28 protein-coding genes and 1 pseudogene are annotated in these 23,360 nt (G+C 46.4%); 10 read left to right on the top strand and 19 right to left on the bottom strand.

Translation table 11 applies throughout. The features are described 5' to 3' along the window. Positions 1 to 99: 99 nt before the first annotated feature. The 3 genes from MKX70_RS19230 (at position 100) to MKX70_RS19220 (ending at position 1,578) form a co-directional block, all read left to right on the top strand. Positions 100 to 678, top strand: coding sequence for a beta-class carbonic anhydrase (locus MKX70_RS19230; RefSeq protein WP_039309384.1), 579 nt, complete (start codon positions 100 to 102; stop codon positions 676 to 678). Positions 679 to 865: 187 nt separating this feature from the next. Then, the gene (locus tag MKX70_RS19225; protein WP_042242751.1) at positions 866 to 1,291 is read left to right on the top strand and encodes a membrane protein; all 426 of its coding nucleotides are present in this window, start codon (positions 866 to 868) and stop codon (positions 1,289 to 1,291) included. After that, positions 1,291 to 1,578 carry a YxcD family protein gene (locus MKX70_RS19220; RefSeq protein ID WP_039309385.1) on the top strand — a complete coding sequence of 96 codons (288 nt, stop codon included), beginning with the start codon at positions 1,291 to 1,293 and terminating at the stop codon, positions 1,576 to 1,578. The genes MKX70_RS19225 and MKX70_RS19220 overlap by 1 nt, the downstream gene beginning before the upstream one ends. 201 nt (positions 1,579 to 1,779) lie before the next feature. On the opposite strand, the gene MKX70_RS19215 is transcribed toward MKX70_RS19220, so the two are convergent. Both MKX70_RS19215 and MKX70_RS19210 read right to left on the bottom strand, forming a co-directional pair. Then, entirely contained in the window at positions 1,780 to 2,133 is a 354-nt protein-coding gene (locus tag MKX70_RS19215) for a hypothetical protein (RefSeq protein ID WP_042237189.1), read from the bottom strand. A 203-nt stretch (positions 2,134 to 2,336) separates the two neighbouring features. Further along, the gene (locus tag MKX70_RS19210) at positions 2,337 to 3,176 is read right to left on the bottom strand and encodes a DegV family protein (protein WP_042237192.1); all 840 of its coding nucleotides are present in this window, start codon (positions 3,174 to 3,176) and stop codon (positions 2,337 to 2,339) included. A 240-nt stretch (positions 3,177 to 3,416) separates the two neighbouring features. On the opposite strand from MKX70_RS19210, the gene MKX70_RS19205 reads away from it, so the two are divergent. Beyond that, positions 3,417 to 3,647, top strand: a complete 231-nt coding sequence (locus MKX70_RS19205; protein ID WP_042237194.1) for a hypothetical protein — start codon at positions 3,417 to 3,419, stop codon at positions 3,645 to 3,647. 122 nt (positions 3,648 to 3,769) lie between these two features. On the opposite strand, the gene MKX70_RS19200 is transcribed toward MKX70_RS19205, so the two are convergent. Beyond that, positions 3,770 to 4,753 carry an aldo/keto reductase gene (locus MKX70_RS19200; protein ID WP_042237196.1) on the bottom strand — a complete coding sequence of 328 codons (984 nt, stop codon included), beginning with the start codon at positions 4,751 to 4,753 and terminating at the stop codon, positions 3,770 to 3,772. 87 nt (positions 4,754 to 4,840) lie between these two features. Further along, a complete protein-coding gene (locus tag MKX70_RS19195; protein WP_052416499.1) occupies positions 4,841 to 5,701 on the bottom strand; it encodes an aminoglycoside phosphotransferase family protein in 861 nt (286 codons plus the stop codon). Positions 5,702 to 5,865: 164 nt separating this feature from the next. Between MKX70_RS19195 and MKX70_RS19190 the strand changes: the two genes are divergently transcribed. Next, positions 5,866 to 6,675 (top strand): alpha/beta fold hydrolase, encoded by an 810-nt coding sequence (locus MKX70_RS19190; RefSeq protein WP_042237202.1) that lies wholly within the window; start codon positions 5,866 to 5,868, stop codon positions 6,673 to 6,675. Between the two features lie 112 nt (positions 6,676 to 6,787). Here MKX70_RS19190 and MKX70_RS19185 read toward each other — a convergent pair whose 3' ends face one another. Beyond that, positions 6,788 to 7,474, bottom strand: a complete 687-nt coding sequence (locus MKX70_RS19185) for a metal-dependent hydrolase (protein ID WP_042237204.1) — start codon at positions 7,472 to 7,474, stop codon at positions 6,788 to 6,790. 206 nt (positions 7,475 to 7,680) lie between these two features. On the opposite strand from MKX70_RS19185, the gene MKX70_RS19180 reads away from it, so the two are divergent. After that, positions 7,681 to 8,469, top strand: a complete 789-nt coding sequence (locus tag MKX70_RS19180; RefSeq protein WP_340840520.1) for a PaaX family transcriptional regulator C-terminal domain-containing protein — start codon at positions 7,681 to 7,683, stop codon at positions 8,467 to 8,469. A 67-nt stretch (positions 8,470 to 8,536) separates the two neighbouring features. Here the strand turns inward: MKX70_RS19180 and MKX70_RS19175 are convergent, their stop codons facing one another. The 14 genes and pseudogenes from MKX70_RS19175 to MKX70_RS19110 all read right to left on the bottom strand — a co-directional run bounded on the left by MKX70_RS19175 (position 8,537) and on the right by MKX70_RS19110 (position 20,515). Beyond that, positions 8,537 to 10,657, bottom strand: coding sequence for a thioredoxin domain-containing protein (locus tag MKX70_RS19175; protein WP_340840519.1), 2,121 nt, complete (start codon positions 10,655 to 10,657; stop codon positions 8,537 to 8,539). 499 nt (positions 10,658 to 11,156) lie between these two features. Then, positions 11,157 to 11,606: a DUF1569 domain-containing protein gene (locus MKX70_RS19170; RefSeq protein WP_042237212.1), complete on the bottom strand. Its 450-nt coding sequence runs from the start codon at positions 11,604 to 11,606 to the stop codon at positions 11,157 to 11,159. Between the two features lie 256 nt (positions 11,607 to 11,862). Beyond that, the gene (locus MKX70_RS19165) at positions 11,863 to 12,252 is read right to left on the bottom strand and encodes a hypothetical protein (RefSeq protein WP_340840518.1); all 390 of its coding nucleotides are present in this window, start codon (positions 12,250 to 12,252) and stop codon (positions 11,863 to 11,865) included. A gap of 283 nt (positions 12,253 to 12,535) precedes the next feature. After that, entirely contained in the window at positions 12,536 to 13,150 is a 615-nt protein-coding gene (locus tag MKX70_RS19160; RefSeq protein WP_340785247.1) for a DUF4304 domain-containing protein, read from the bottom strand. A gap of 34 nt (positions 13,151 to 13,184) precedes the next feature. After that, positions 13,185 to 13,382, bottom strand: a complete 198-nt coding sequence (locus MKX70_RS19155; RefSeq protein ID WP_042237218.1) for a hypothetical protein — start codon at positions 13,380 to 13,382, stop codon at positions 13,185 to 13,187. 70 nt (positions 13,383 to 13,452) lie between these two features. Beyond that, positions 13,453 to 14,847, bottom strand: coding sequence for an ADP-ribosylglycohydrolase family protein (locus tag MKX70_RS19150; RefSeq protein WP_340785243.1), 1,395 nt, complete (start codon positions 14,845 to 14,847; stop codon positions 13,453 to 13,455). Positions 14,848 to 14,962: 115 nt separating this feature from the next. Beyond that, positions 14,963 to 15,136: a hypothetical protein gene (locus MKX70_RS19145; RefSeq protein ID WP_197072944.1), complete on the bottom strand. Its 174-nt coding sequence runs from the start codon at positions 15,134 to 15,136 to the stop codon at positions 14,963 to 14,965. Positions 15,137 to 15,477: 341 nt separating this feature from the next. Continuing rightward, a complete protein-coding gene (locus tag MKX70_RS19140) occupies positions 15,478 to 16,326 on the bottom strand; it encodes a hypothetical protein (RefSeq protein ID WP_340785240.1) in 849 nt (282 codons plus the stop codon). 630 nt (positions 16,327 to 16,956) lie between these two features. Then, positions 16,957 to 17,178 (bottom strand): annotated as a pseudogene (locus MKX70_RS19135) (IS5/IS1182 family transposase); the annotation flags it as partial. Continuing rightward, positions 17,160 to 17,444: an NUDIX hydrolase gene (locus MKX70_RS19130; protein WP_445253835.1), complete on the bottom strand. Its 285-nt coding sequence runs from the start codon at positions 17,442 to 17,444 to the stop codon at positions 17,160 to 17,162. The gene MKX70_RS19130 and the pseudogene MKX70_RS19135, both read right to left, overlap by 19 nt. 143 nt (positions 17,445 to 17,587) lie before the next feature. After that, positions 17,588 to 18,115 (bottom strand): hypothetical protein, encoded by a 528-nt coding sequence (locus MKX70_RS19125; protein WP_340785236.1) that lies wholly within the window; start codon positions 18,113 to 18,115, stop codon positions 17,588 to 17,590. Between the two features lie 278 nt (positions 18,116 to 18,393). Continuing rightward, complete coding sequence (locus tag MKX70_RS19120; protein ID WP_231637908.1) at positions 18,394 to 19,365, bottom strand: MerR family transcriptional regulator; 972 nt, start codon at positions 19,363 to 19,365, stop codon at positions 18,394 to 18,396. Positions 19,366 to 19,491: 126 nt separating this feature from the next. Next, positions 19,492 to 20,187, bottom strand: coding sequence for a hypothetical protein (locus MKX70_RS19115; RefSeq protein WP_340785234.1), 696 nt, complete (start codon positions 20,185 to 20,187; stop codon positions 19,492 to 19,494). Next, entirely contained in the window at positions 20,162 to 20,515 is a 354-nt protein-coding gene (locus tag MKX70_RS19110; protein WP_340785230.1) for a hypothetical protein, read from the bottom strand. Before MKX70_RS19110 ends, MKX70_RS19115 begins: the two co-directional genes overlap by 26 nt. 363 nt (positions 20,516 to 20,878) lie before the next feature. Between MKX70_RS19110 and MKX70_RS19105 the strand changes: the two genes are divergently transcribed. From MKX70_RS19105 to MKX70_RS19090, 4 genes are read left to right on the top strand one after another with little or no spacing between them, the layout of a single operon-like run. After that, positions 20,879 to 21,352, top strand: a complete 474-nt coding sequence (locus tag MKX70_RS19105) for a Mov34/MPN/PAD-1 family protein (protein WP_042237226.1) — start codon at positions 20,879 to 20,881, stop codon at positions 21,350 to 21,352. A gap of 12 nt (positions 21,353 to 21,364) precedes the next feature. Next, positions 21,365 to 22,237, top strand: coding sequence for a formylglycine-generating enzyme family protein (locus tag MKX70_RS19100; RefSeq protein WP_340785227.1), 873 nt, complete (start codon positions 21,365 to 21,367; stop codon positions 22,235 to 22,237). 14 nt (positions 22,238 to 22,251) lie between these two features. Then, positions 22,252 to 22,527: a MoaD/ThiS family protein gene (locus MKX70_RS19095; RefSeq protein ID WP_340785225.1), complete on the top strand. Its 276-nt coding sequence runs from the start codon at positions 22,252 to 22,254 to the stop codon at positions 22,525 to 22,527. Positions 22,528 to 22,572: 45 nt separating this feature from the next. Further along, positions 22,573 to 23,358, top strand: coding sequence for a HesA/MoeB/ThiF family protein (locus MKX70_RS19090; RefSeq protein WP_340785223.1), 786 nt, complete (start codon positions 22,573 to 22,575; stop codon positions 23,356 to 23,358). The last annotated feature ends 2 nt before the right edge of the window (positions 23,359 to 23,360 follow it).

The following is a 23,360-nucleotide window of genomic DNA, read 5'->3' as shown; positions in this document are numbered from 1 at the left end:
TGAATAACAACTTATTGCGTAAGCTTCCCAAGTGGGAGCTGTACGAGGGGATTTCAGAAGAAGTCTATTATCATTTAACTTTGAGGAGGCAGCACGCTCATGAGTCAGGTCACAGAAATTATGAAATTTAACAAGCATTTTGTTGAGGAAAAAGAATACGAAGCCTATCTGACCAGCCGCTTTCCGGATAAAAAAATGCTGATCATCACCTGCATGGATACCCGGTTAGTTGAGCTTCTGCCCAAAGCGATGAATTTCAAGAACGGCGATGTCAAAATCATCAAAAATGCCGGAGCCGTCATCTCCCAGCCGTTCGGAAGCGTAATGCGCAGCGTAATGGTTGCGCTGTATGAGCTGGATGCGGATGAAGTTATCGTCGTCGGGCATTATGAATGCGGCATGGCCTCCCTGAATGCGGACCGGATGATCAATTCTATTAAGGAACGCGGTGTTTCGGAGCAGGTGCTCGACACTTTGGAGAATTCGGGAATTAAGCTGACCAAATGGCTGCGCGGGTTTGACAATGTGGAGGAAGGGGTAATTCAGACTGTGGAGCTGATCAAGCGCCATCCCTTACTCCCCCCAAACGTACCTATTCACGGCATGATCATCGATCCGGCAACCGGAGCGCTTGAGCTTGTCTCGGATGGATACGCGGAGCATAAGGCAACTCTCTGAAACTGCTGTTTGCGTGGATCCTGGATCCACGCACTTTTTTTTGGCCTGCTGGAGCCTTGAAGCCAGTTAACATTTCTATTTGTGATTATTAAAAATTGAAACCTCCTGAGGGTAACCTGCGTATTACCGGGCAGACACACAGAAACTAATGTGAACAAGATGGAGGTTCTCGTATTAAATGAAATCAATGAAACGTGTAATGATGATCGTCATGGCTTTCACTCTATTCTTTGCCGTAACTGCTCCTGACTTTGCAGATGCCCGCCGTGGCGGTGGCTTCAAATCGGGAAGCCGGGGATTCACCACTACCCCGAAGAAATCAACAACAAACAATGTGAAACAAAGTGATAGCACCAAAGGCACCACAGCCGGAAGCACAACGAAGGCAAACCGCGGATTCTTCAGCGGCGGCAGTCTGATGAAAGGCCTAATGATCGGCGGGATCGCAGGCTTCCTCTTCGGTGGAATGTTCTCCGGCATGGGCGCTTTCGGCAATATCATCGGCCTCTTCATTAACATGCTGGCCATTTATCTTGTCGTTATGATGATCATGTCCTTCTTCCGGCGCAGACAGGAACGGCGCAGAATGCAGGAAAGAGACGGGCGTTACTAATGAGTGTTACCGTACTCAGTATGGACGAGATTATCAATGCAATCTGCCTGCATATGGCTGAACGCAAAGCTGTACGGGTGGAGGAAGTCCGGGTGGAGCTTAGCTGGGACGAAGACACCGGCTACACCGCAGAGGTCTGGGTTCAGGGCCGCAGCCAGTTCCTGGTCGAATCCAATTTGATTGAATCGATTCTGCGTTATCTGCACAGCGAATACGGTATCCGCGCTTACCGTGAAAATGTACGCCTGGAGCTGGACGAGGAGATCACCGCTGTTGTTACTATGTAAAACTTGAATACCGTCTGCTGATTCATTCAGCGGGCGGTTTTTTTGTGGTACGCCTAGCATGGGCGTACCACAATAACCGGATCGGCAAGATGCTGATCCGGTTATTTTTCCATGTGCAGGTTATCCCCTTTACTCACAGCACTTAATACAATAACCTCAGTATTCAATCGCGCATTCGGGCAACTCTCGGCCCGCCCCGCCTCAGATTAACGAAATAGCCAGCAGTTCGAATAATACCAGCGGCAGGATGACATTATTATTCACTGGCCCCGGAAAGGGATAACCTGGACCTGGATAAGGCTTGTAGTACGGATTATAGTATCCGCGTCCCATTTCTGTAGTTATAGTCACCGTGAGGTACAGATGTTTGTTATCCATGCCGGCAATGGTGCCTTCATGCATCTGTCCATCGATGGTCTGTACCTTCACATTATGGTTCAAATAAGGCTTGCATGACTGGTGCAGAGACTCGCGGACACCGTGCAGATGCTGGACCACCGCAGGGTCTGCCTGATAGATAACCGCCGTTTGCGGGCCACTATGATATGTCGACATGAATGTTTGACCTCCGTATAAATGGATTTGCTACATTCTATGCACATGCCCAGCCCAGGGTGCCTAGCCGCTGCCGTCCCTCCACCCCGCTTCCTGTAATTCCTCCGCCTCTATACCAAAGCAAACTAAAAAGCCGTACACCGGAAAGTCCTTGTATACGGCTTAGCTATTCACTTATTCTCCATTAAATCTGCTGCAGCAGCCTAAAAAGCAACGCCGATTCCGCCTTGTCCTGCATATGTACCCATCACAGGTCCCATGGTGGACAGCAAAATTTCTTTGAAGGGATGCTTCTCCAGAATACGCTTCTTGATCTCCAGCGCCAACGCCTCACAATTGCTGTGAACAATGGCGATCACCGCCTGTTCATAATCATGCTGCTTCTGATCCAGCTTCGCCAGCAGATGAGTCAGCGCCTTAGGAAGTCCCCGGGTCTTCTCGACCACTTCAACAGTTCCCTCATCGCTGATCTTCAGCAGCAGCTTAATGTTCAGTACAGAAGCCACGGCACCGGAGATCCGGCTCAGCCGCCCGCCTTTGATCACATTCTCCAGAGTATCCAGTGTGAAATAAGCAGTGGTTTCTTCAACCTTGTGCATTACTTTATCTTTCAATTCAGCCAGACTTGCTGCCGTCAGCGACCATTTCGCTGCCATAGCCACAATCAGTGTCAATCCGCCTGAAAAAAGCTTGGAATCTATAATTTCAATCGCATTCGGATGTCCTTCTTCCTCGTACATCTCCTTGGCGATCATTGCGGTCTGATAAGTACTGCTGATATTAGAGGACATGCAGATGACCATAATGTCAGTGCCTGCTTCCACTTGTTTGAAATTGTCCAGGAATACCTGCGGACTTGGGCTTGCCGTAGTCGGCAACTCCTTCGCTTCATGCATCTTCGCATAAAAGGTCTTCGCGTCCGTATCATATGGCATGAGTTCATGTCCGAAATGAACCGGTAAGTGAACAATGGAAATGTCGTACTGCTCTACGTAATCTGGGGGTAAATCGGAACCGCTATCCGTAATAATCTTGATGGGCATCAGAGTGCTCTCCTTTCAATTCTATACTAGTATAGTCACCTTTTATGTAAACCAATAGTACAATTTATAACTTGTCAAAAGCATTTTTTTGTGCTCAGTGTTATTTTTCACAGCTCAGCAGACTATTCTCCCTGAAGGATTGTGACTCTCTGCGGCTACCCATAGCTGCATCAGGTTCTTTCTTAACTTCCCGTCTTATGATATGGTTTATGCATAAGTGAATAGAAATGGAGTGTAACGATGAGCAAGAACAGAGTGTGGAACAGAGGCAAACATAATGGTGCCGGCCTGTCCAAAAAGACCCCCGCTAACGTAGAATCCGAAGGCGCAGCAGATACGGCTCCGTCAGAGGACATCAGCCCCCTGGAGACTCCGAATCCGCGGATTGATACGGTGAAGCCGATGAACCGCAGCAATTGGGTATCCAGACCCGCCCGCGTGAAGCCGCAGAACCCTGAGCGCAATAAGTAGCTTGCCTTGTATAGGCAGCAGCTGAAGATTACCTGCATCCAAAAAAGAGGATCCGCATGCCTTACGCGGCTCCTCTTTTATCATAAAACGCACACTCTTAGCTGGTTCCCGAAGTGCAGCTGCTATAGATTCAAGCTTCTCATACTTTGCTCCGGATAACGCATGCCCGAGGCAGCCCCTTGAGGCGCAGCCTCATCAATCTGCTGCAGCTCCTCAGCGGTCAGCTCTATATCCAGTGCACCTACGTTCTCTTCCAGATACTTCGTCCGTTTCGTTCCCGGGATCGGCACGATGTCCTCCCCTTGCTTCAACAGCCAGGCCAGCGCAAGCTGCGAGGGCTCGCAGCCTTTCCCGGCAGCAATCTGCTTGATGCGTTCCACAAGATCCAGATTCTTCTTGAAATTATCCTCCTGGAAGCGGGGGGAGTTGCGGCGGTAATCGTCCTCGGCCAGATCCTCGAAGCTCTGAATCTGTCCGGTCAGGAAACCGCGTCCCAGCGGACTGTACGGCACGAAGCCAATCCCCAGCTCGCGGACAAGCGGCAGAATCTCGTCCTCCACCTCACGGCTCCACAGGGAATATTCGGTCTGCAGCGCCGTTACCGGATGAATGGCATGAGCGCGGCGGATAGTAGCCGGCCCTGCCTCAGACAGCCCAATGTAGCGGATTTTGCCTGCTGCAACGAGATCGGCCATCGCACCAACGGTTTCTTCAATGGGCGTGTTCGGATCTACCCTGTGCTGATAATATAGATCAATATGATCAACGCCAAGCCGCAGGAGACTGGCATCGCAAGCCGACTTCACATAGTCCGGACGGCCATTGATGCCGAGCATCTGCCCTTCCGGACTGCGCACATTGCCGAATTTGGTCGCCAGCACAAGCTCGTTCCGTTTGCCTTTAACCGCTTTGCCGACCAGTTCCTCATTCCTTCCCACACCATACATATCTGCCGTATCCAGAAAAGTAACGCCCAGGTCAATAGCCCGGTGAATCGTGCGGATGGATTCCGCTTCATCCCGGCCGCTGTAGAAATCGGACATGCCCATGCAGCCCAATCCTAATGCGGATACCTTCAGTTTACCGCCTAACACTCTAGTATTCATTCCCTGCCTCCGCCTCCCGGTTTGAAATTGAACGCTTGTCTTCCCAGATCATACCACAATCAAGTTTGAATATCATTCTGCGTTGCTTCAGAGCAGGCCCTCCGGCAAATATGAATTCCGCCTCAGGACAGTCTGTACAACTGAAAGTGTATCTTGAAACACCGGAATACCTGTAGTTCTATGCAGCTGGAGCCAGCGCAGACAAGCCAGCGCCTCGAATAGCTCAAGCTCTGCTGCTGAGTAACTGCTTTTGGCGAGAAATGCCGCACGGTAGACTTCTGAGTACTGCTCCCCCGCATAGATCCGGAGGATTAGAATAGACCAGGCTATATCATATCTAGGATCGCCCAGCTGGACATTCGTCCAGTCAATAATGGTGTATGATCCGGCTGCCTCCAGAATATTGCCCGCATGGTAGTCTCCATGAATCAGATGATGCGAGGTTATTCCAGCCTTGTCTGCCAACCCCAGCGCCAGCCTTCTGATCTCCGGCTGACCTCCCCACTCCGGGAAGAAGTAATCTGCGAAATCATATGCGGGTACGTTTATTCTGGTTAAAGATTCGCCCGGAAGGTTATGTATATCCAGCAGATTTTCTGCTATGGCTGTAAGAATTGAGGGATTCGCTTCCTTGAGGGGCACACCGTCGAAGCTGGTTAACAGCACCTGATTGTCCTCAGGGTCCAATCCCCAGGCATACGGCTGTGACACCGCGCAGCCGTGCCTGTACATCTGCTCCAGCACTTTATATTGAAGAGAGATATCCGGCCGGGAATCCCGGTTCCATATTTTGAACACAAGCTCAGTATCCGGCATTGTAACTTTGTACACCTCGGCTTCCAGCCCGCCCTTAAGCGGGGTTATAACTGCCTCACCAGCGTTACCCAGTAGCAACTCACACTCTGTACTTCGATCTTTCCAGCGGACATTGCTTAGAATATTATTCATGGTTATGAACCTTCCTTTCGGTTGAATTTCTTATGAATGATTCCTTTACGCCTTGCATTATGCAGCTGCTGTAAATTCAATTGCTTGTATTCTAGGCACTTTCCTCAGGCGCCTGAATAATATATCCCAATTAAACAATACAACGGATAAATGAGGGAAGCTATATGGAACATTGGATCAGAGTCGAACCGAACGTGAAGATTTATATTAATGATATCAACCCTCTGGGCAGCCGAACGATTCTCTTCATCCATGGCTGGCCTGCTAACCACCAGATGTTCGAATATCAGTACAACCAGCTGGTGCCGATGGGCTACCGTTGCATCGGGATGGACATGCGGGGATTCGGCAAATCGGATAAACCGCTGGGCCGGTACGACTACAACCGCTTAGCTGATGACATCCGCTGTGTGATCGGAGCTTTGGGACTGCAGGATATTACGCTCGGCGGGCATTCAACCGGCGGAGCCGTAGCGATCCGTTATATGGCCCGGCACCAGGGATATGGTGTCTCCAGGCTTGCACTATTCGCTTCGGCAGCCCCCAGTCTGATTCAGCGGCCGGGTTTCCCTTACGGGACGACCAGAGAAGCTATTGAGCAGATCATTCAGACTACTTATGAGGATCGTCCCAAGATGCTGCATGATTTCGGAGAAATTTTCTTCTATCAAAAAGTATCGCAGCCGTTCTCAGACTGGTTCTTCCAATTAGGGCTTGAGGCCGCAAGCTGGTCTACCATCGCTGTCTCCAAAGCCTGGCTTGAGGAAGAGCTGTTTGATGATCTTCCCCGGATACTGGTGCCTACGCTGATTCTGCACGGTATTCATGATCAAGTGTGCTTTTTCCCGCTGGCTGAGGCACAGCATCAAGGAATCCGTAATTCGGTACTGATCCCCTTCGAGAATAGCGGCCACGGCTTATTCTATGACGAACGCGACAAATTCAACCTGGAGCTATCCCGGTTCGCCAAGTAGAGTCATCCGCCATATAACAACAGCCGTTTCTTTGCGGAAGCAAAAAAACGGCTGTTTAGTCATTTTAAATCACGTATCAGTTAGTTCATCCTTAATCTTTCTGTATCCAACCTTACAGCTCCAGCGTCTCTCCATAAGCAAGTGCTGTACCACGGATTCCCGCATCTTCCAGCGCCTGGACGAAAGCTCCCGCATCCTGGCGGATCGGCGGGAAGGTGTTGTAGTGTACCGGCAGCACACTCTTGGCCCCCAGCCATTTCGCAGCAAGGAGTGCATGCTCAGGTCCCATAGTGAAATGCCCGCCGATCGGCAGAATCGCCAGATCAATCTCGTACAGCTCCCCGAACATTTTCAGATCACTGAATAGCCCAGTGTCTCCCGCATGCAGGATAGTCCGTCCCTCAGCCTCAATAATGAAACCCGTAGGTGTGCCTCCATAGATGCGCTGTCCGTCTTCGAGTGTAATACTGGAGGTGTGGAAGGCATGGATCATCGTCGCTTTGGCAAAACCAAGATCCACCGTCCCCCCAATGTTCATGCCAATCGTCTTGGCACCCTTCCCTTCGAAGTAAGAAGCTAATTCCACAGTGGCTACAATTGGGGCGCTATTGCGCTCAGCAATCGGTGCAGCGTCCAAAATGTGGTCCCCATGAGCGTGCGTCAACAGCACGGCATCTGTCTTAATATCCTCGACCTTCGTGACAGCAGCGGAATTGCCGCTAATGAACGGATCGATAATCAGTGACTTGCCGTTCACCTCAATTTGCACACAGGAATGGCCGTGGTAGATAATTTTCATAGATTGTCTCTCCTCTTCGTTGTTATTTTCAATGGGCATTAAGCGATTGAATCGTGCAAAAACCCAAAGTTTACGTTACAATGACACCAAGCTGCTCTGAAACCAGACATGCTAGTGAATCGATACAATATAACTATTTTTAATACGTTCGTTCGTTTTTATGATATATTCATTTCTGCCAGCTGTCAAGAGAGGTGTGAAGAACATTGCTGTCCGTTGAGAAAACCATGCTGTTCCTGGTATCCAAGGTGGAGCAGATGGGCGCCCAGCAGTTTGTTGAGATTTACGAGCAAAGGGGGTATACCTCCACCTATATCCGCAATGCCCTGTCCCGTCTGAAAAAGGAAGGCTATATCGCTTCCCCGTCACGCTCCTGGTACAACGTTACTGCCGAGGGCCTCGCTTACATTAAAGCGATTAACAGCAAGCCCGCCCGGTATCAGGAGCAGTGGGATCACACCTGGGATGTGGTCATGCTGGAGGTTCCTGAATCTGAACGCAAGAAGCGCGACCAGTTCCGTACGGCGCTCGGACAGCTGGGCTATGGTCTTCTATATAACAGTGTGTACATTTCACCTTGGAACTATCGCGACGAAGTCGCAGCGTATATCCAGAAGCTGGAGCTGGAAGGTAAGGTGTCCATTCTGCAAGGCCAATTCCAGGAAGGCTCCATTACACCGCACAAAGCACAAGCGATCTGGCATCTGGACGAAATCGAAGCCATGTATCAGCTAAAATCGGTCTGGCTGCAGGAAGAATTCGTTCCATCTTTACACGAAGCTCTCCATGCGGGTCAGCCTCTGCAGCTATTCCTGCTATATTTGCAGATGGGAGAGGAGTTAAGCGGCCTGTTTATGGCCGATCCTTATCTCCCGGATGAACTGCTGCCGGACCATTGGCCGGGTAAAGTGATCATCGCCGCAATGAACGAACATATGCGCAAGGCCGCACAGGCAATCCCTGCGGATTCGTTCTATGCCCCTTTCGTCCGGTAAGATATTCTTGGCAAGGCACTTAACACAAAGAGCAGCCCTAACCGCAGGCTGCTCTTTGTTATATATACTACCCTTCGCGATTGCCGGAGGCCAAAAGCTCCCGGACCGCCTCCATATTCGTAACCGGCGCCCGGCAGGAAAAATTCCGGCAGACATAGGCGGTCGCATCGCCGCGAATCGCCGGTTTGTCGGCCAAATGAGGCAGTAGGCGGAGAATGCCTTCGCTATCCCCTTCCCATTTGACGATTAACGCAGCGTCTGGCAGATAGGCCTGCTGGACCTGAGCCAGCATTCCGTGCAGGGCCGGGTCTTCTTTTTTGCCGGAAAGGACCCATTCCCTGCCGCCGGAGGCCATCGCCAGATGACCCTGCAGATACATCGCATAACCAGGAGGATACTCTGCTGCTGCAGATGAGAGCACCGCAGCTGTACGCTCTGCAATGCCTTTTAACTCCACATCCTGGGCAATCACCGACAGCTTCCAGAGCAGCTTCGCCGCTACAGAATTCCCGGATGGAATAGCCCCGTCATACAATTCCTTCGAGCGGATCGGCAGTTTCTCCCCGTCATGGCCGGTGAAGAAGAAGCCTCCGCCTTCAGAATCGTGGAACAGCTCCAACAGCCCATCCTTAAGAATCAGAGCGCGTTCCAGATAGACCGCTTGACCCGTAGCCTCATATAATTCGCTGAGTCCCCAGATCATGAAGGCATAGTCATCCACATAAGCCGGAATCGCCGCCTCCCCGTCACGGTAACGGGCCAGCAGCCGGCCATCCTCACGCCGCAGCTTGTCCCAGATGAAATTCGCCGCCGCTTCTGCGGCCTGGGCATATTCCGGCTTTTGCAGCGCCATGGCCCCTTGGGCCAGCGCCGCGATCATCAGCCCGTTCCACGAAGTGAGCACCTTATCATCCTTGAGCGGATGAATGCGCTGCTCCCTGTACTCAAACAGCTTCCCGCGCCATTCCTCCATCCGGGTCCGCAGACCCAGCGGGTTCATGCCCATGCGCTCCGCCATTTCTTCCGGCAGCCCCTGCAGCAGATTCGGAATATTAGCTCCCTCGAAGTTGCCTTCCGGGGTAATCCCGTAGACATGACAATACGAATGCATATCTTCCAGCCCCAGAGCTTCCTCAATCTCATCACGGGAGAAGACGTAGAACTTCCCTTCCACACCTTCCGAATCCGCATCCTCCGCAGAGTAGAAAGCGCCTTCGGGAGAGGTCATATCGCGCAGGACATAGGTGAAGATCTGCTCGGCAATCTCCGCATACAGCGGTTTCCCGGTAATCTGGAAGGCTTCCAGATAGACGTTCGCAAGGAGTGCGTTATCATAGAGCATTTTCTCAAAATGCGGCACCAGCCATTCCCGGTCCGTGGAATACCGCGAGAACCCGAAGCCCACATGGTCGTACATTCCGCCCCGGTACATCGACTCCAGCGTCTTCTCCACCATGCGGAGCGCTTCCGGCTGATTGTGCATCTGGCTGTACGCCAGCAGGAAGGACAAATTATGCGGTGAAGGGAACTTCGGCGCATTGCCGAACCCGCCATATTCCTCGTCGAACTGGCGCCGGTACAGCTCATACGCCTCATGCAGCAGCTCATCGCCCGGGATACCGCCGTCCACATCAGCCGAGTTATACGCATTCTTACGGTCAAGCGTATGCAGCTCTTCAAGCAGGTCATCGCCCAGCTTATTCAGCGCCTCGCCATCCTGCTCCCACTTCGTATGAATCTGCTCCAGCACATCCATCAGCCCGATCCGCCCGAACATCTGCCGCTTCGGGAAATACGTCCCGGCATAGAACGGCTTCTTCTCCGGCGTCAGCAGCACCGTCAGCGGCCATCCCCCGCTCCCCGTCAGCGCCTGACACACCGACATATACAGCGCATCAATATCCGGCCGCTCCTCGCGGTCTACTTTGATGGCTACGTAGTGATTGTTGAGGAGCTTCGCGACTTCTGGGTCCTCGAAGGATTCGCGTTCCATTACGTGACACCAATGACAAGTTGAATAGCCGACTGAAAGGAAGATCGGCTTATTCTCCGACTTCGCTTTGGTAAAAGCCTCCTCTCCCCATGGGTACCAGTCCACGGGGTTGTGGGCGTGTTGTAAAAGATAGGGTGATTTTTCGTTAGCTAATCTATTAGATGATTTGTGAATTGTCACGGGGTGTCCCCTCATTTCGGATAATTTGGGTAAAGTATTGTCTAGGGATAGTTTACCCAAAATTGTGGGGGTAGGCGCAGTTAATAAAAATGTCTTTACACTAGAGTATATTATTTTCTTGTTGTTAATACCCTATTCTCATGCGAGATCATAGCGAATACCATGGTCTAACCTCTGTATTCCTCATTTATTTACTATAAAGTTTAAATAATCCGCTTCTATTTCCATATTCCCTCCCTCAACAATCACACTTTGAAAGGCAACAGCGGTTCCGAACTTTTACCTACCTCAAATCACTGACGACAAAGTGTTTGACTTCTGATTGCTCAAACTCAGCGATTATATACATAGAGACGAGGGATAGAATTCTTATTGTTCTTCGCAAAAGAATGTCTAAGTACTTACTTGTTCCTACCGAAGTTATAGTGTTATCCTGCCCTTAAGCTGAATATGCAGCCGATCTCTCGGCTGCATATTGTCATAGTATTATCGATTCCCTTTTGTTGGACTTAATCTAAACGCCAAATTGCTTTAAATGATGGTCCAAATGCTTGTAAATCCCTTTCCCCCACTCCTCGGAAGTGAGTACTCCGAAAAAAGGATGTGGACGATTGTTACAATTCTTAGGACCATCACTTTGTAATATTAGTATATTTTGTTTTAGCTTTTCTTTTTCTACTTCAAATTCTCTCTTATCCACAATCATTATGGTTTGAATAGTAGACATATTGCGAGGAAGTGGTTTGTCGTTATAAAAAATTGGTTTTGCAAATTTTCCTATCAACATTCCTAACCAACTTCTTGGGGAATGGGACTTTCCCATTGCTATATCTTGAAAAGAGGAGCAATGCGCTAGCATTTGAGCAACATCCATTCGACCCCATTGCGGTTGAGTGCTTTGCATTAATTGATCAATGCGCACTAAAATTTCTTTTGAATGTGATAGATCAAATATATTATTCACTAGGACAACGACCTCCTGGCATTTCAAAAAATATTTGATTAATTATTAATCGATTAGGCTGTTTGCCTTCCTTGCTCTCCATTTATGTAGCCTCCTTAAGCGGTTTTGATCATAGTCAGTATTACCCGTTAAAAGGAAAAAAGACACTAAGGGAAGTTAGTGTCTCATAGTTTCGCATACCTAATCCATGTCTTACTTATGGATATTATAGAAGTTCAATAACTTAGAAAAATAAGCAGACCCTATACCTTAGAAATTATTTTTTGTTTTCTTTACTTAACAGATCGGCGAGTTCTTCCGAATTATGATCCTTTAAGTCCAGCATCTTTTCACTATTACTTTGTTTAATCAAGAAGCCGTTTTTGGTTTTAAAATCCATATAAAGGCTGTATTCAACAACTTTAGAATTAGCGTAAGTAACAGTCATTCGATAAGTTGGTGGACCCACATCAACAGACCCGCGTACTTTTTTAACAGTTCTTATAGCATCTTCGAAGATTTGAACGCTTTCACTGTCAGAGTAAGTGATCTCATTCGTTTCGGACACAAGATTAACACTAATGATATCTGGTTTTGGTCTGGCAAATACATAAATCAAAATGACTAAAAGTAAAATTGAAATTGAAAAGATACTCATTTTTTTCATGAATTACCTCCTACTGAAGAAATCTGGAGACTGAATATTCAGCCTCCAGACAATTCTATAGCTCATTTGAGTAAGTGTTAGTAACTTCATTTAGCAAATTATCTTTGATATCATTATCTCGTGTCCCTTATATGAGTCAAATAATACCTATAAAAGCAACATCCGCATATGTATGCCATGAACCATTCTGTTATCCACGTCAATCACCTCTTGTCTAGAGAAGAGTATCTGTAAGTCGCATAACGAACATCCCAAACGACGACATTGTGTTTACTTATAAGGTTCACCGTAATTGCACTTGCAGACCTAATCGGTAAGCCAATCCTGTAGCAAACTCTTTTTGAGAGTTTAGCTTCAGTTCGTTAAACACTCTTGTCATGCGAGCCTGTGCTTTTTCCATGTCACCTATTGAGCAATAGAGTACCGTTAAGTAGTGGGGATTCTCGTAAATCCCATCTTTCTCTCGTAACTCCATTACTTTGATTACATCGTTAATACTTTCAAACTGCCGAAGGTGAGGGAGTATATACTCTGTAATGTCTTTCATTATCATTCGTTTAAGTTGTTCAATGTTAGTATTGATAGTCAATCTGTACCAACTATCATTTTTCGTTAGTTCAGTGCCACGAATCCGTAAAACGGAGTTTATTTCCATTGGAAAAGATGGTTTCGGGTATAAATAAACTGTTCCGAATAATTCCTCTATATAAATGCCTGTATTGAAAAAGAACTCAACTTCATCTTGTGTATTCCACTTTGATGACTGAATGTTCACTGTCGCAGAGATGTTAGAACAAACATGGGCAAAGTTATTGCCCTGCTTCTTAAACCCCTCTACCTTAAACAAGGGAGCAATGGTTTCTTTTACAACTTCCTTCAATACATCCTGTATTGTCATGCGTGTTGATCCCCTTAGCGATAAAATCCTGTCTTCATTCGTCCATGTTATCCTCGACACATTTATCAGATATAACTTCAAAGTCACCTTTGAATATCAAATGCTTAACCACTTCAGCTGTTAGGGATTGGACGACTTTTTCAATTTCAGCATCAAACTCATCTATAGGTGCTTCTGGTAATAAACCGCATGGATTCCATTCATGAATAACTTGCCGTACAATATTTCCCATATGTATCTAGTCCTTCCTCAGCTATAGCCATGTTTACACTTCCAGACCTAACCGCCAAGCCAATCCTGCTTCAAATACCCAAATTCTCATTCACATACAGCTCGCTGGGTTGAATTCGGTGCTGGCCGGTATGTAACAGCTCTGGCAAACGCCCTATGCGCTCAGCCAAGCGGGATAGTTGTTGCTCATGAAAGTTAGATAACCCCGTATGAATCCGGTCTTGAAAAGGTTCAAGCCATCTCGCTTCCAAGCTGTCCGAGCCGAAATACACCCCGAGCAGCGAACCTGCTGTTGCTCCGAAGCTGTCCGTATCATTGCCTTGCATGACCTGCTTGCATATCCCGTCACCGACATTGTCTGCAAATCGAAATGTATTCATTAAAGTACCCATTTCCTGATACACCTGACAGTGGGAATAATTCGCATACTTCTGATGAATGCCCTGATAAGCTTCCAGCCAGTTATCTGCATTCCCTACCATCTGCAGGCAATCCTCGGTAATCTCATAGAATCGGCTCCTTCTAGGTACGAATTGTAGTGCAGTGCTTAGTATTTCAAGCGGATCGCGCAGTACGTGTGCGGCAGCAATTGCAGCGGCAATGAACATCGTGGCATAAATCCCCGTCCGGCGATGTGTAAAACTTGCATCACGCCAAGCCAGCTCAGCGGCAAGAGCGGGTTGACCGGGGCAGGCATAGCCGTAAGCATCTGCACGAATCGCCGCCCCGCATAGTTCTGTATCTTGCACCAGGAAGTCGGGCCAAGCCTCTATTTCAGAAGGATTGAATCGTTCCCGGTCATGCTCCAAATAGCTAATCCCCGACCGAATCAGGATGGCCCTCTCCGGCCCCCACGTTGTACTTATCGGAAGATGATTGATCCATAAATCTCTTAGATTCCTTTTCGTAAAACCCTCACCAAATTGCTCTAACGCCATCATTCCCATTAAGGTGTAATTGATATCATCATCAGGTGCTACATAACGAATCCGCCCCCGCGTTGTCTCGAACCAGGACCAATGACGACGATCCAAGGCATGGAGAACTTCTTCAGAAATATAATCATTCAGCGGCCATTCGCCTGCCGAGATTAACGCTTGACGTAATTCAGACAAATTGGGATTGATCTCGATCGGTTTGCCCAACATTGAACCACAGACTGAAGCGAGGAATCCTGCCTCTACACGCTTGGAGCTGTCCTTCAGATTCAATACTCCGATCTGGCCTAGAGGTCTATCCGGGTCGCATTCCCGCCATATCTCCTCCAAATCATCCGGCTCATAGTAAGGCCAATTGTCCCGCATTGGAATATCAGCCAGGCTATGGGCGAATTCTAAATAGGCATCATAGCTTGCGGGAAGCTGTCCCAACCGGGCTAGATAACCGGAGGTTTGGTGCCCCTGGGCAAATTTATTACGCAGAATCCCCTCTAATTGATGTTTAAGAAACGCAAGTGATGGTAGCATGTTATATCTCCTTTGCTCTGATTATTAATCTGCATGATGGAACAGCAGCCTGTCTTCCTTAACAGATGCTAACGTGATTCCGCGGATAAAGAATCTTTGGTGATACTTGGCGATCTCATTTCTTCCAATACTCTATCGTCACATCTGAATATTCATCTTCACTCAGAACAAATCCAAAACCCAGCTCCTCCGTTACCACAATCAAATCATTATGCATTTCATTCATTAATTTCATAATCATTTCTTTACAATCCAGTAGCGGGACTGCTACAGCAAGCGGAAAATTCAAATAAAGCTGATCCTCAGTCCTTAAAGCCACCCCAAACAATAGTGGTAACAATAATTGCGATAACAGAAACCACAACCGCAAGTAACCATCCCTTAGAGTCCGGCACTTCGTTCAACTTCATAACATCAAAGGATAAAGACTCTCCAGTCGATAAGGGGATAGCGCTATTAAAGGATATTCTAGAGAAAGATGATCATGACTGTAGCGGATTGCGGAGTTTTGTTAAAAATGATTATTTAAAAACGTTAATTAAGTCTGAGTTCTTAATGAAATATATTTTTATCAAAATAAGATAAACAAGCGGCAGAAATGACAACCACCGCTTGTATGTGTGTTAGATATTAGTGAACCTTGGCAGCAATATAAACCGTAGAACTGTTATAAAAATTATAGTAGATACCATTGCTCCAGATAAAATTACTTGGATCAGTAATTCCAGTATTTTGCGATGGATTTGGACCGTGTTTTTCTGACCAGGTTCCTGTGCTATTTTGAAGCATAAAATGATAATCGACATTATCTCCACCAAAACCATACTGGTCGGGAAGGTCAACTTTACCATTACCATTGGTATCAATCCAACCTATTCTTAAAGCTATTCGATGTTCATCGGCGTTAACGGCAGCAGTTCTGCTACTTAGTATTCGCCAGCCAGATATAAAATATAATGGATTTGTATTTCCATCTTGGACAACCAGGTTAGCAACATAATTTACATTCGTAAAATATTGTGAATCTGCGAGATTCGAAACACCATCTCCATCGCCAGGATTCATTTTCCCTGGGGCTTTGGTAGCATAACCATAACAGTTAACTGCAGAACTATTAACAGCCGAATAGGGCCATGCATGACCATAATCGGATGCCAAGGTGGCAAAAGATTCGTTTGGGAGTTCAAAAGTGGGAGTTAGTAAGTCCGGTTGAATTAATACGTCTCGGATAGTTGTAGATTCTGTTGGAAATACTAAACTTGATGTTTTTTTGAGTTCCCCAGAGGTAGTAACATTGCCAAGGGAGTCAACGATAATTGTATCCTCCCCCTGCCATTCACCGACCCAAGTCTTATCTGCCCCAGATGTTTGCACCTGTCTCAATGTACTATTATCAATTGGAGCAGCCAAAACTACCGAAGAGAGAGAAAGACTCGCAATTAATGTAAATGAAAATGCATACAAGGTTAATTTTTTCAATAATACCAATCCCTTCTTTTTTGATATAAGAACTTTACCATAAATTACTAATATATTGCATGAATAATGTCACTATATAAGCTGAACTTAACAATGTTGGCGAGCCGGTGAGCGAACCTCTTGCTGAGCAAGGACTTCACTGATGCAGTAAGTCAGATTCTTAAGTTCACTCTATATAAGTCAAATTTAAAGCCGCTTTGAAACTAAGTTAGACCAAATTAAACCAGAAAGTGTAATTGAAAATTAAATCAACTATTAAGGAATTTTTCCGAATGAGTAACATGAAAAGGTATGTACTATTATTTATGATATGTCTAGTTTTGAATCCGACGCCTATCTTTGCATCCACCCCCAGTTCAAAGTTTGTGAAAGTATCGTTTCTATAGAATCATGGTCTTTTATTAAAGGATGACAAAAGCTTCTGACCCTTGGGGGATGAATGACAAAGGACAACTGGGCGACGACGTTTCGCTCTTCGCCTGTACAAGTGCAAGGGCTTCCGAGAAGTAAAGGAATTTTAACAGGATATGATTTTTCTGCATCTTACCGAGTACGGTGTAGTGTATACATGTGCAGCGAACGATCAGGGCCAATTGGGGACATCCAGCAAAAAATAAGTTTGAAAAAACTGCTCTCGTCCATAAGTTTCAATATTCGTTTTAACCTAACAGTGAATATCGCCATAGCTCCCTGAATTTCCACGCCAACTAAACCCGAGGAGGATGCAACATCGTACCCGTGTCTGTGATTGAGTTCGCTATTTTCGGCTTCAATTTTGTAGCGTTCTTTAGTTTTGGCTTTAAAGGCTTCGCTTTCCTGAAACGCAGCTTGCTTTACATGTTCGTTGTTCTTTCACCCTTTGCCTTACATCTAAAATAATATCCGACCGAATCGACCGGACCTTTAACCGTTTGATAGGCTGCGAATGGTTTAAGGCATTCCACCTCAAATTCCGGATTAATTCCTATCGTATCAATTCTTGTCTCATTTCCTTCTATTTCGTATACATCTAATCCAGTCTCTTCTTTAACCTCTCTGATCAGTGTTTGGATCAACGACTCAAAGGGTTCAATTCTCCCCCCGGGAAGCTCGAACTTAAAGGAGGAATCTGTTTTCATTCTTCTTTGTATGACAATCTCAGGTTCTCCATCATTGAATCGTTCAATGATTGCTCTTGAATTAACGTAGAACATCGGATCCACCCTTTCTTAGATATGTGACACCCATGGCATAACGAATCGTTGCGATTCTTAATATTTCATTAGCTGCCAAACTTTGCTTCCCATTGCTCTAACCAAGCTTTATAACTCATAGAATGCACTTCTTCTAATGTTCTTCCATCTAATGACCATACGCCGCCATCCATGGCCTGATCGATTACTGGATAAGAATGTCCGCCTACTGCCTGGTTATCCACGACATAGATCCAAATTGCGGTTTTCCCTTTAGATTTAACAATATTCTCCGGTTTGGCGCTTGTGGATTTCCAGTTATCCAATGGATGGTTTGTTACTATGAACTTTTGTACGTTAACCTCTTTGTCCAGATAAACACTGGGATCTTCGGTTTGCAGCCCCCAGTAATTGGAATACGGTAAATTCATTAACTTTTCTTTTGTTAAGGTGTAGACTTCACTGGAGCCTTCATACGAAGAGACCTTGTAACCCTTAGATTCCAAATAATCTTTTGCCGCAGTAGCATTGTGGTCTAATGTTGTGGCACTATGGGAAGCGGAACAGCCCGTTAAACTGAATAGAAGCGTCATTAATGTTAAGACAATTCTGACCAAACCGTCCCCTCCTCCATTGATTTCTCGCTCTTATTGGGAACCATTACTCATTGACTATAACGAAATGAATTCAGCTTTGTTACACGTACGAAGATATATATGGAGTAGTTGATCATGGTTTGGGAGGTTTATCGTATGTAAGAGGAAATACCGATTGGAATTCACTGGCACGTTGTTCTATAGTATCTGCGGTTATAATCACAGCTGTGTAGTTTTGTATGTTAAGTACACCCAATTATAACCGCCGATTTCAATCTGCCTTACCCGGCGATCTACTCTTATACCCTCTCCTTAATCGGAAACAATAAATCAAGCTGTAAATCGTCCATTTTACCGCCTTTTTGTACGTAATTATAAAAATTCAACGTTTCTTCAAATCCTTGCCCCGCAACCGTCTCCAGCGATGTCCAGCGCGGAGAATCCCAATCATTATCATATTTATTGCTTGCGTCAACCCATTCTTTTAATAAACGCCAGTCCTCGAAGTCCCATGCCCTGAGCACATGTGCGGCATATAACCCGCCGTCGAACGTTCGTTTGACTAAAGGCGCGTGAACCTCTGTGTCGCCCGGAATGGATACCCACACCTCATATACATGAGATGGTTCTCCGATTCCTGCTGCCCCCTTAGAGCAGTCAAAACCAAAACTCCGGGCGTCGGGTTTAATGGTTAGCAGTCCGCTTTCGGTTACAAATTGCGTGATCATATCCAGTGCTTTGCCTTCGCAGCCTTCTCCTGTTGCATAAGCAGCAGCTACAGTCATGGGCGGCAGATAGACAATCCGCACATCTTTGTCCGCCAGCTTGTTTAAATTTTCATTTGCCTTGTTTAATTCTTCCATTGATTTTTCCTCCTTGAAGTTGATTTTCGAGACAGTCAAGGAATCCACAACCTCCAGTAAACTTGCGTCGTCAGGCAGCGCGAATTTCGCACCTCTGAGATTCAGATATTCGACAAAGGCTTTGATGACGCTGCGAATGGTAGAGAGCGCGGTGATTTCGTCCTCAATATCCGCAAGGTTACGCTCAAAGGCTTCGATGGCAACGCGCGCTTCCGCGCTCTGCAGAATCCCGGCAATTTGTTTGAGCGGTATCCGCAGTTTACGCAGAACGATAATCTGACGCAGACGTGTAATGGCTTCGGCATCGTATGCGCGGTATGCGGAATCTTCCTTTTTCGCAGGCGTAATCAATCCGATTTGCTCGTAATACCTAAGGGTACGGGTAGAGACTGAAAAGTGCTTTGACACCTGACTGATGGTTTGCAGTTCGATGACTATCCCTCCTTCTGAGAGTAAATATACAGGTTTACGCGACGTTAGAGTCAAGAGACCTGGTACCGGAAGCTTATGTAATTATCCTTAAGTATTACGATGTTACTCTATCTTCATCCATAGAGCATTCTGCCGGTCATCTGGACTTGATAAAACCATCATCCCAGATTGATGACCTTCAGGAACTAAGAATCCAACCCAACCGTTGAAGGGATTTCCTTCGGATACGCTGGGCGAATATTTGGAGAACATAAAAGAAGGGGTTCTCTTTAAAGTTACCGCGTCAATATACTCAAACCTATAATTATTTATTGATAGCGATGCCCCAGGTTTTTCAGATGCTAAGATTTCAAGGTTCACTTTTACAAGAACATAGGTATAACCGCTTGGAGCAGTTCCTTTTTTCTCCTCTAGGTTTTTCAAAACGTCCTTTCCCGTATTCGCTTCTTCGATAGAGACTGAACCAATGAATTTATCAAAATTTTCATTCATTTCGAAATACGCTTTTGAACCAAACATTAATGGATTGGACTCATTGTACCCGCCGTACATACTTATATCTCTTCTCAAAATACTAATTGTATTCGACTCAGGCATGACATGATATGATCCACCCATCCCTTCAATAACTGTGCGCAAAGGTACATAGGTCACTCCATCAATGACTTTAGCTTCCCCTTTAATGGCAGCCCCGTTTACCCTTAAAGAGTATGCTGCAGTGGCTGCATAGACCGTAATGGATAGACATACCACTGAAAACATGATAAGAAAACTAGACATTATAAACTTTTTGTTCACTATTGGCACACTCCCTGACCGATTTGCTTCCCATAATCTTTTTAATATTCGACAATATCCCCTTTTGCCCTTCCAAAAGAACTTCCCCCATGTGATTTTTTTCCAACAAAAAAACCGAAGCTTTATTTTCACCCCGGTTTCCATTGCTAACGTACTCAGTTACAAACTTTTCGGGAAAGGATTCTGTAAAATATTCATCGGAAGTTAGAATATAAGATAGAGCAAGGTATCTCAGGAAATTGCAGCCACTGCAATACTCCTCATACAGTATACCTAATATCTCCAGTTGCTCAGATTTTGCCTCATTGATTAAAAGATCATTTAACATGTTTGTTATTCTCTCTTGTTCAAACAGCCCGAAGCGGACTAGTCTTCTAATTTGCTTTTCTATTTCATGATATGCAAATTTGTCCTTATAGTCTCGGGAGATGAATTCAAAGTATTCTTGTATAACCTCTTAATTTTACACGAACTTAATAATGTCCACCTAATGAAAACATATCTATCACTTGTCCTCTCTGAAAAGGCAACATATCATGTGAGTTTACACAACGAAAACATAAATTGGGTTAATTAACATAGTTTTCACACTTTCGCTACATACGAGCTGTGGGAACTGGTTTATAATCCAAAAATAGATGGGAATTTTTTCTTTTATTTTTAATAATTCTCATAATAAAGGAGTGATTGGATGGCAGTTAAGTCCGTAGTATTGAATCGCACTTTAGCACAGCAATTTGTTAATGAAGTGAAAGCCCAGTATCCGAAGAAGGCGTTTGGTTTCTTTCTGTCTAATGAGAGATCCGGGGCCCCCACGGAGTACATCATTATGAAAGAGGACCAGAAGGACAATATGATGGATAAGTTCTATGATTACGGAAATTATTATCTGGATCATAAAGACGCCGGATTCTTAACCTCTCCGGAAGAGACGGTGCGGGTTGAGAAGTACATAAGAAACAGCCACCTGCACAAAGTCGGCGTCTTTCACAGCCACCAGCGCCATCCTGCCATTCTGGCCAAAGTGGATGTTGATTTGCATCCTTCCCCGGAAGTATGGCATTTGCTTATTTCGCTTCGGACCGTTGAATATCCGCAAATTCGTATCTTTTCGGTGGATTCCGCCAAGCGGGTGGGCGAAGTTGATATCCAATATACTTCATAAGGGGATGGTAAGGTGAGCAAGGACGCAGCTATTGAGCTACTGGAGCAGGAAACCGTACCGGATGATTTGATCCGGCTGGTAAGGGAAATATTCAAGACGGACCGCTTCGGCCGCCCCGTCGTTACCGACGGAGAAATTTTGTACAACGGTTATCAGCTGCTGAAGCAAATGCCCCACGCGCTGGAGGAAGAAATTCTATATTACCGGTTCTATAAAGACCGGAAGGAGCGCTACGAAGCGCTCATAGCTCCACATATGGTGGATCTGAAGCCGCAGCCTTTCAACATGGGCTCGGGACCTGACTCTAAGTACTTGTATTGTGGAGAGGAGCCGTTGCATCCCGTCAGACTGTCACCCTACAGGATCTCCAAAATTCCTGTAACAGAGGAAATGTATCATGAATATAACGCAAGCTATGAGGTATCAGGCAGCCGGTTTCCTGTGGTAAACGTGACTTGGTATGACGCCTTCATGTTCGCGGTCTGGTGTGATGCAGAGCTGCCCACTGAAGCTGAGTGGGAATATGCCTGCCGCGGCGGCATCTACGGCCCTTTCTTCTGCGCCGAGGAGCATTTAGCCGCTCATGCCTGGTTCAGCGAGAATTCAAAAGGTTCTCTGCATGAAATCGCCCAACATGCCGCTAACCCATACGGGCTGTACGATATGCTCGGAAATGTATGGGAATGGTGTTTGGATACGTATGATAGTGAATTCTATCACAAGAGCGATGTACTGAATCCCGTCAACTTGATGGTTCCCGGTAACAAAAGCTGCCGGGGTGGAAGCTTTCACTCTTTTACAGATATGTGCCGTCCTGCGTTCAGACATCATGAGCCCGCTTCTTTTTACGCATATGACTTGGGTTTCAGAGTATCCAAAAGATAAATGGAGGTTGACCTATGTCCACAGTTAAAGTATTGATCCCGCAATTTTTGAGCCACCTGATTGAACAAAAGCAAGAATTGCATGTTGAAGCTGGCAGTATGGAAGAGTTGAAGACCTTCTTCCAACAAAGCTACTCCGAATTCGGCGAAAGAATCTGGACCGAAGAAGGAGCGGCCAAACGGAATGTACTGTTCGTGCTTAACGATGAACTGATCAAGGCTAACAACGAGAATACCGAATTTGCTTCCGGCGATGAGCTTGGCATCATCCTGCAATTTGCCGGCGGCTGAAGCCCCTCTGCTAACAAACACTAATTAGATAAGGATGTGCACCGCATGACCACTCATTCCGAAACGGAATTAACGCAAGACGAGCTCGCACGGTATAGAAGACAGCTGATCTTACCGGAGATTGGCCCCGAAGGACAACAACGCATCAAAAAGGCCAAAGTCCTGGTCATTGGCGCGGGCGGCATCGGCTCTCCGCTGCTGCTGTATCTCGCCGCCGCAGGCATCGGACATATAAGCATCTATGATCATGATGTTCTGGACCTGACTAATATGAACCGGCAAATCATTCATGATTCCGGCAATGTCGGTGTCCCCAAGGTACAATCGGCGGAGCAAACCTTGAATCGTCTGAACCCCGGGCTACATTACGAGCTTCATGCGGAAAGATTAACCCGTGAAACCGCGCTGTCCATCGTGCCGCAATATGATATTGTCGTGAACGCCGTCGATAATCTGGATACCAGATATATGCTGAACGATGTCTGTGTAGAGCTTCGCATACCTCTGGTGGAAGGTAGTATCTTTCACTTTGAAGGTCAGGTGATGCTCATCTCTCCGGACGAGGATAGCGCGTGCTATCGATGCGTATATCCGGAGCCTCAGGAGCCGCCCAAGAAACAGGAATTTGGTGTAATTGGCGTAACCCCGGGAATTGTAGGCACGCTTCAAGCGGCGGAAGTGCTTAAATATGTGGCCGGAACGGGTCGATCGCTCAAAAACCGGATGATTTATTTTGATTTATTATCTGCCAGCTTCCGCGAGATTGAACTGAAGCCTGATCCGGATTGTCCGGTATGTTCGAAACTAAAACAGCAGCCGGTTCTTCTCTAGAA

Origin of the sequence: Paenibacillus sp. FSL R7-0312, assembly GCF_038004445.1 — a bacterium.
In the GTDB taxonomy this organism is placed as follows: Bacteria; Bacillota; Bacilli; order Paenibacillales; family Paenibacillaceae; genus Paenibacillus_AQ.
The sequence above is the reverse complement of the archived record's forward strand: the minus strand, read 5'-3'. Positions and strand labels throughout refer to the sequence as shown.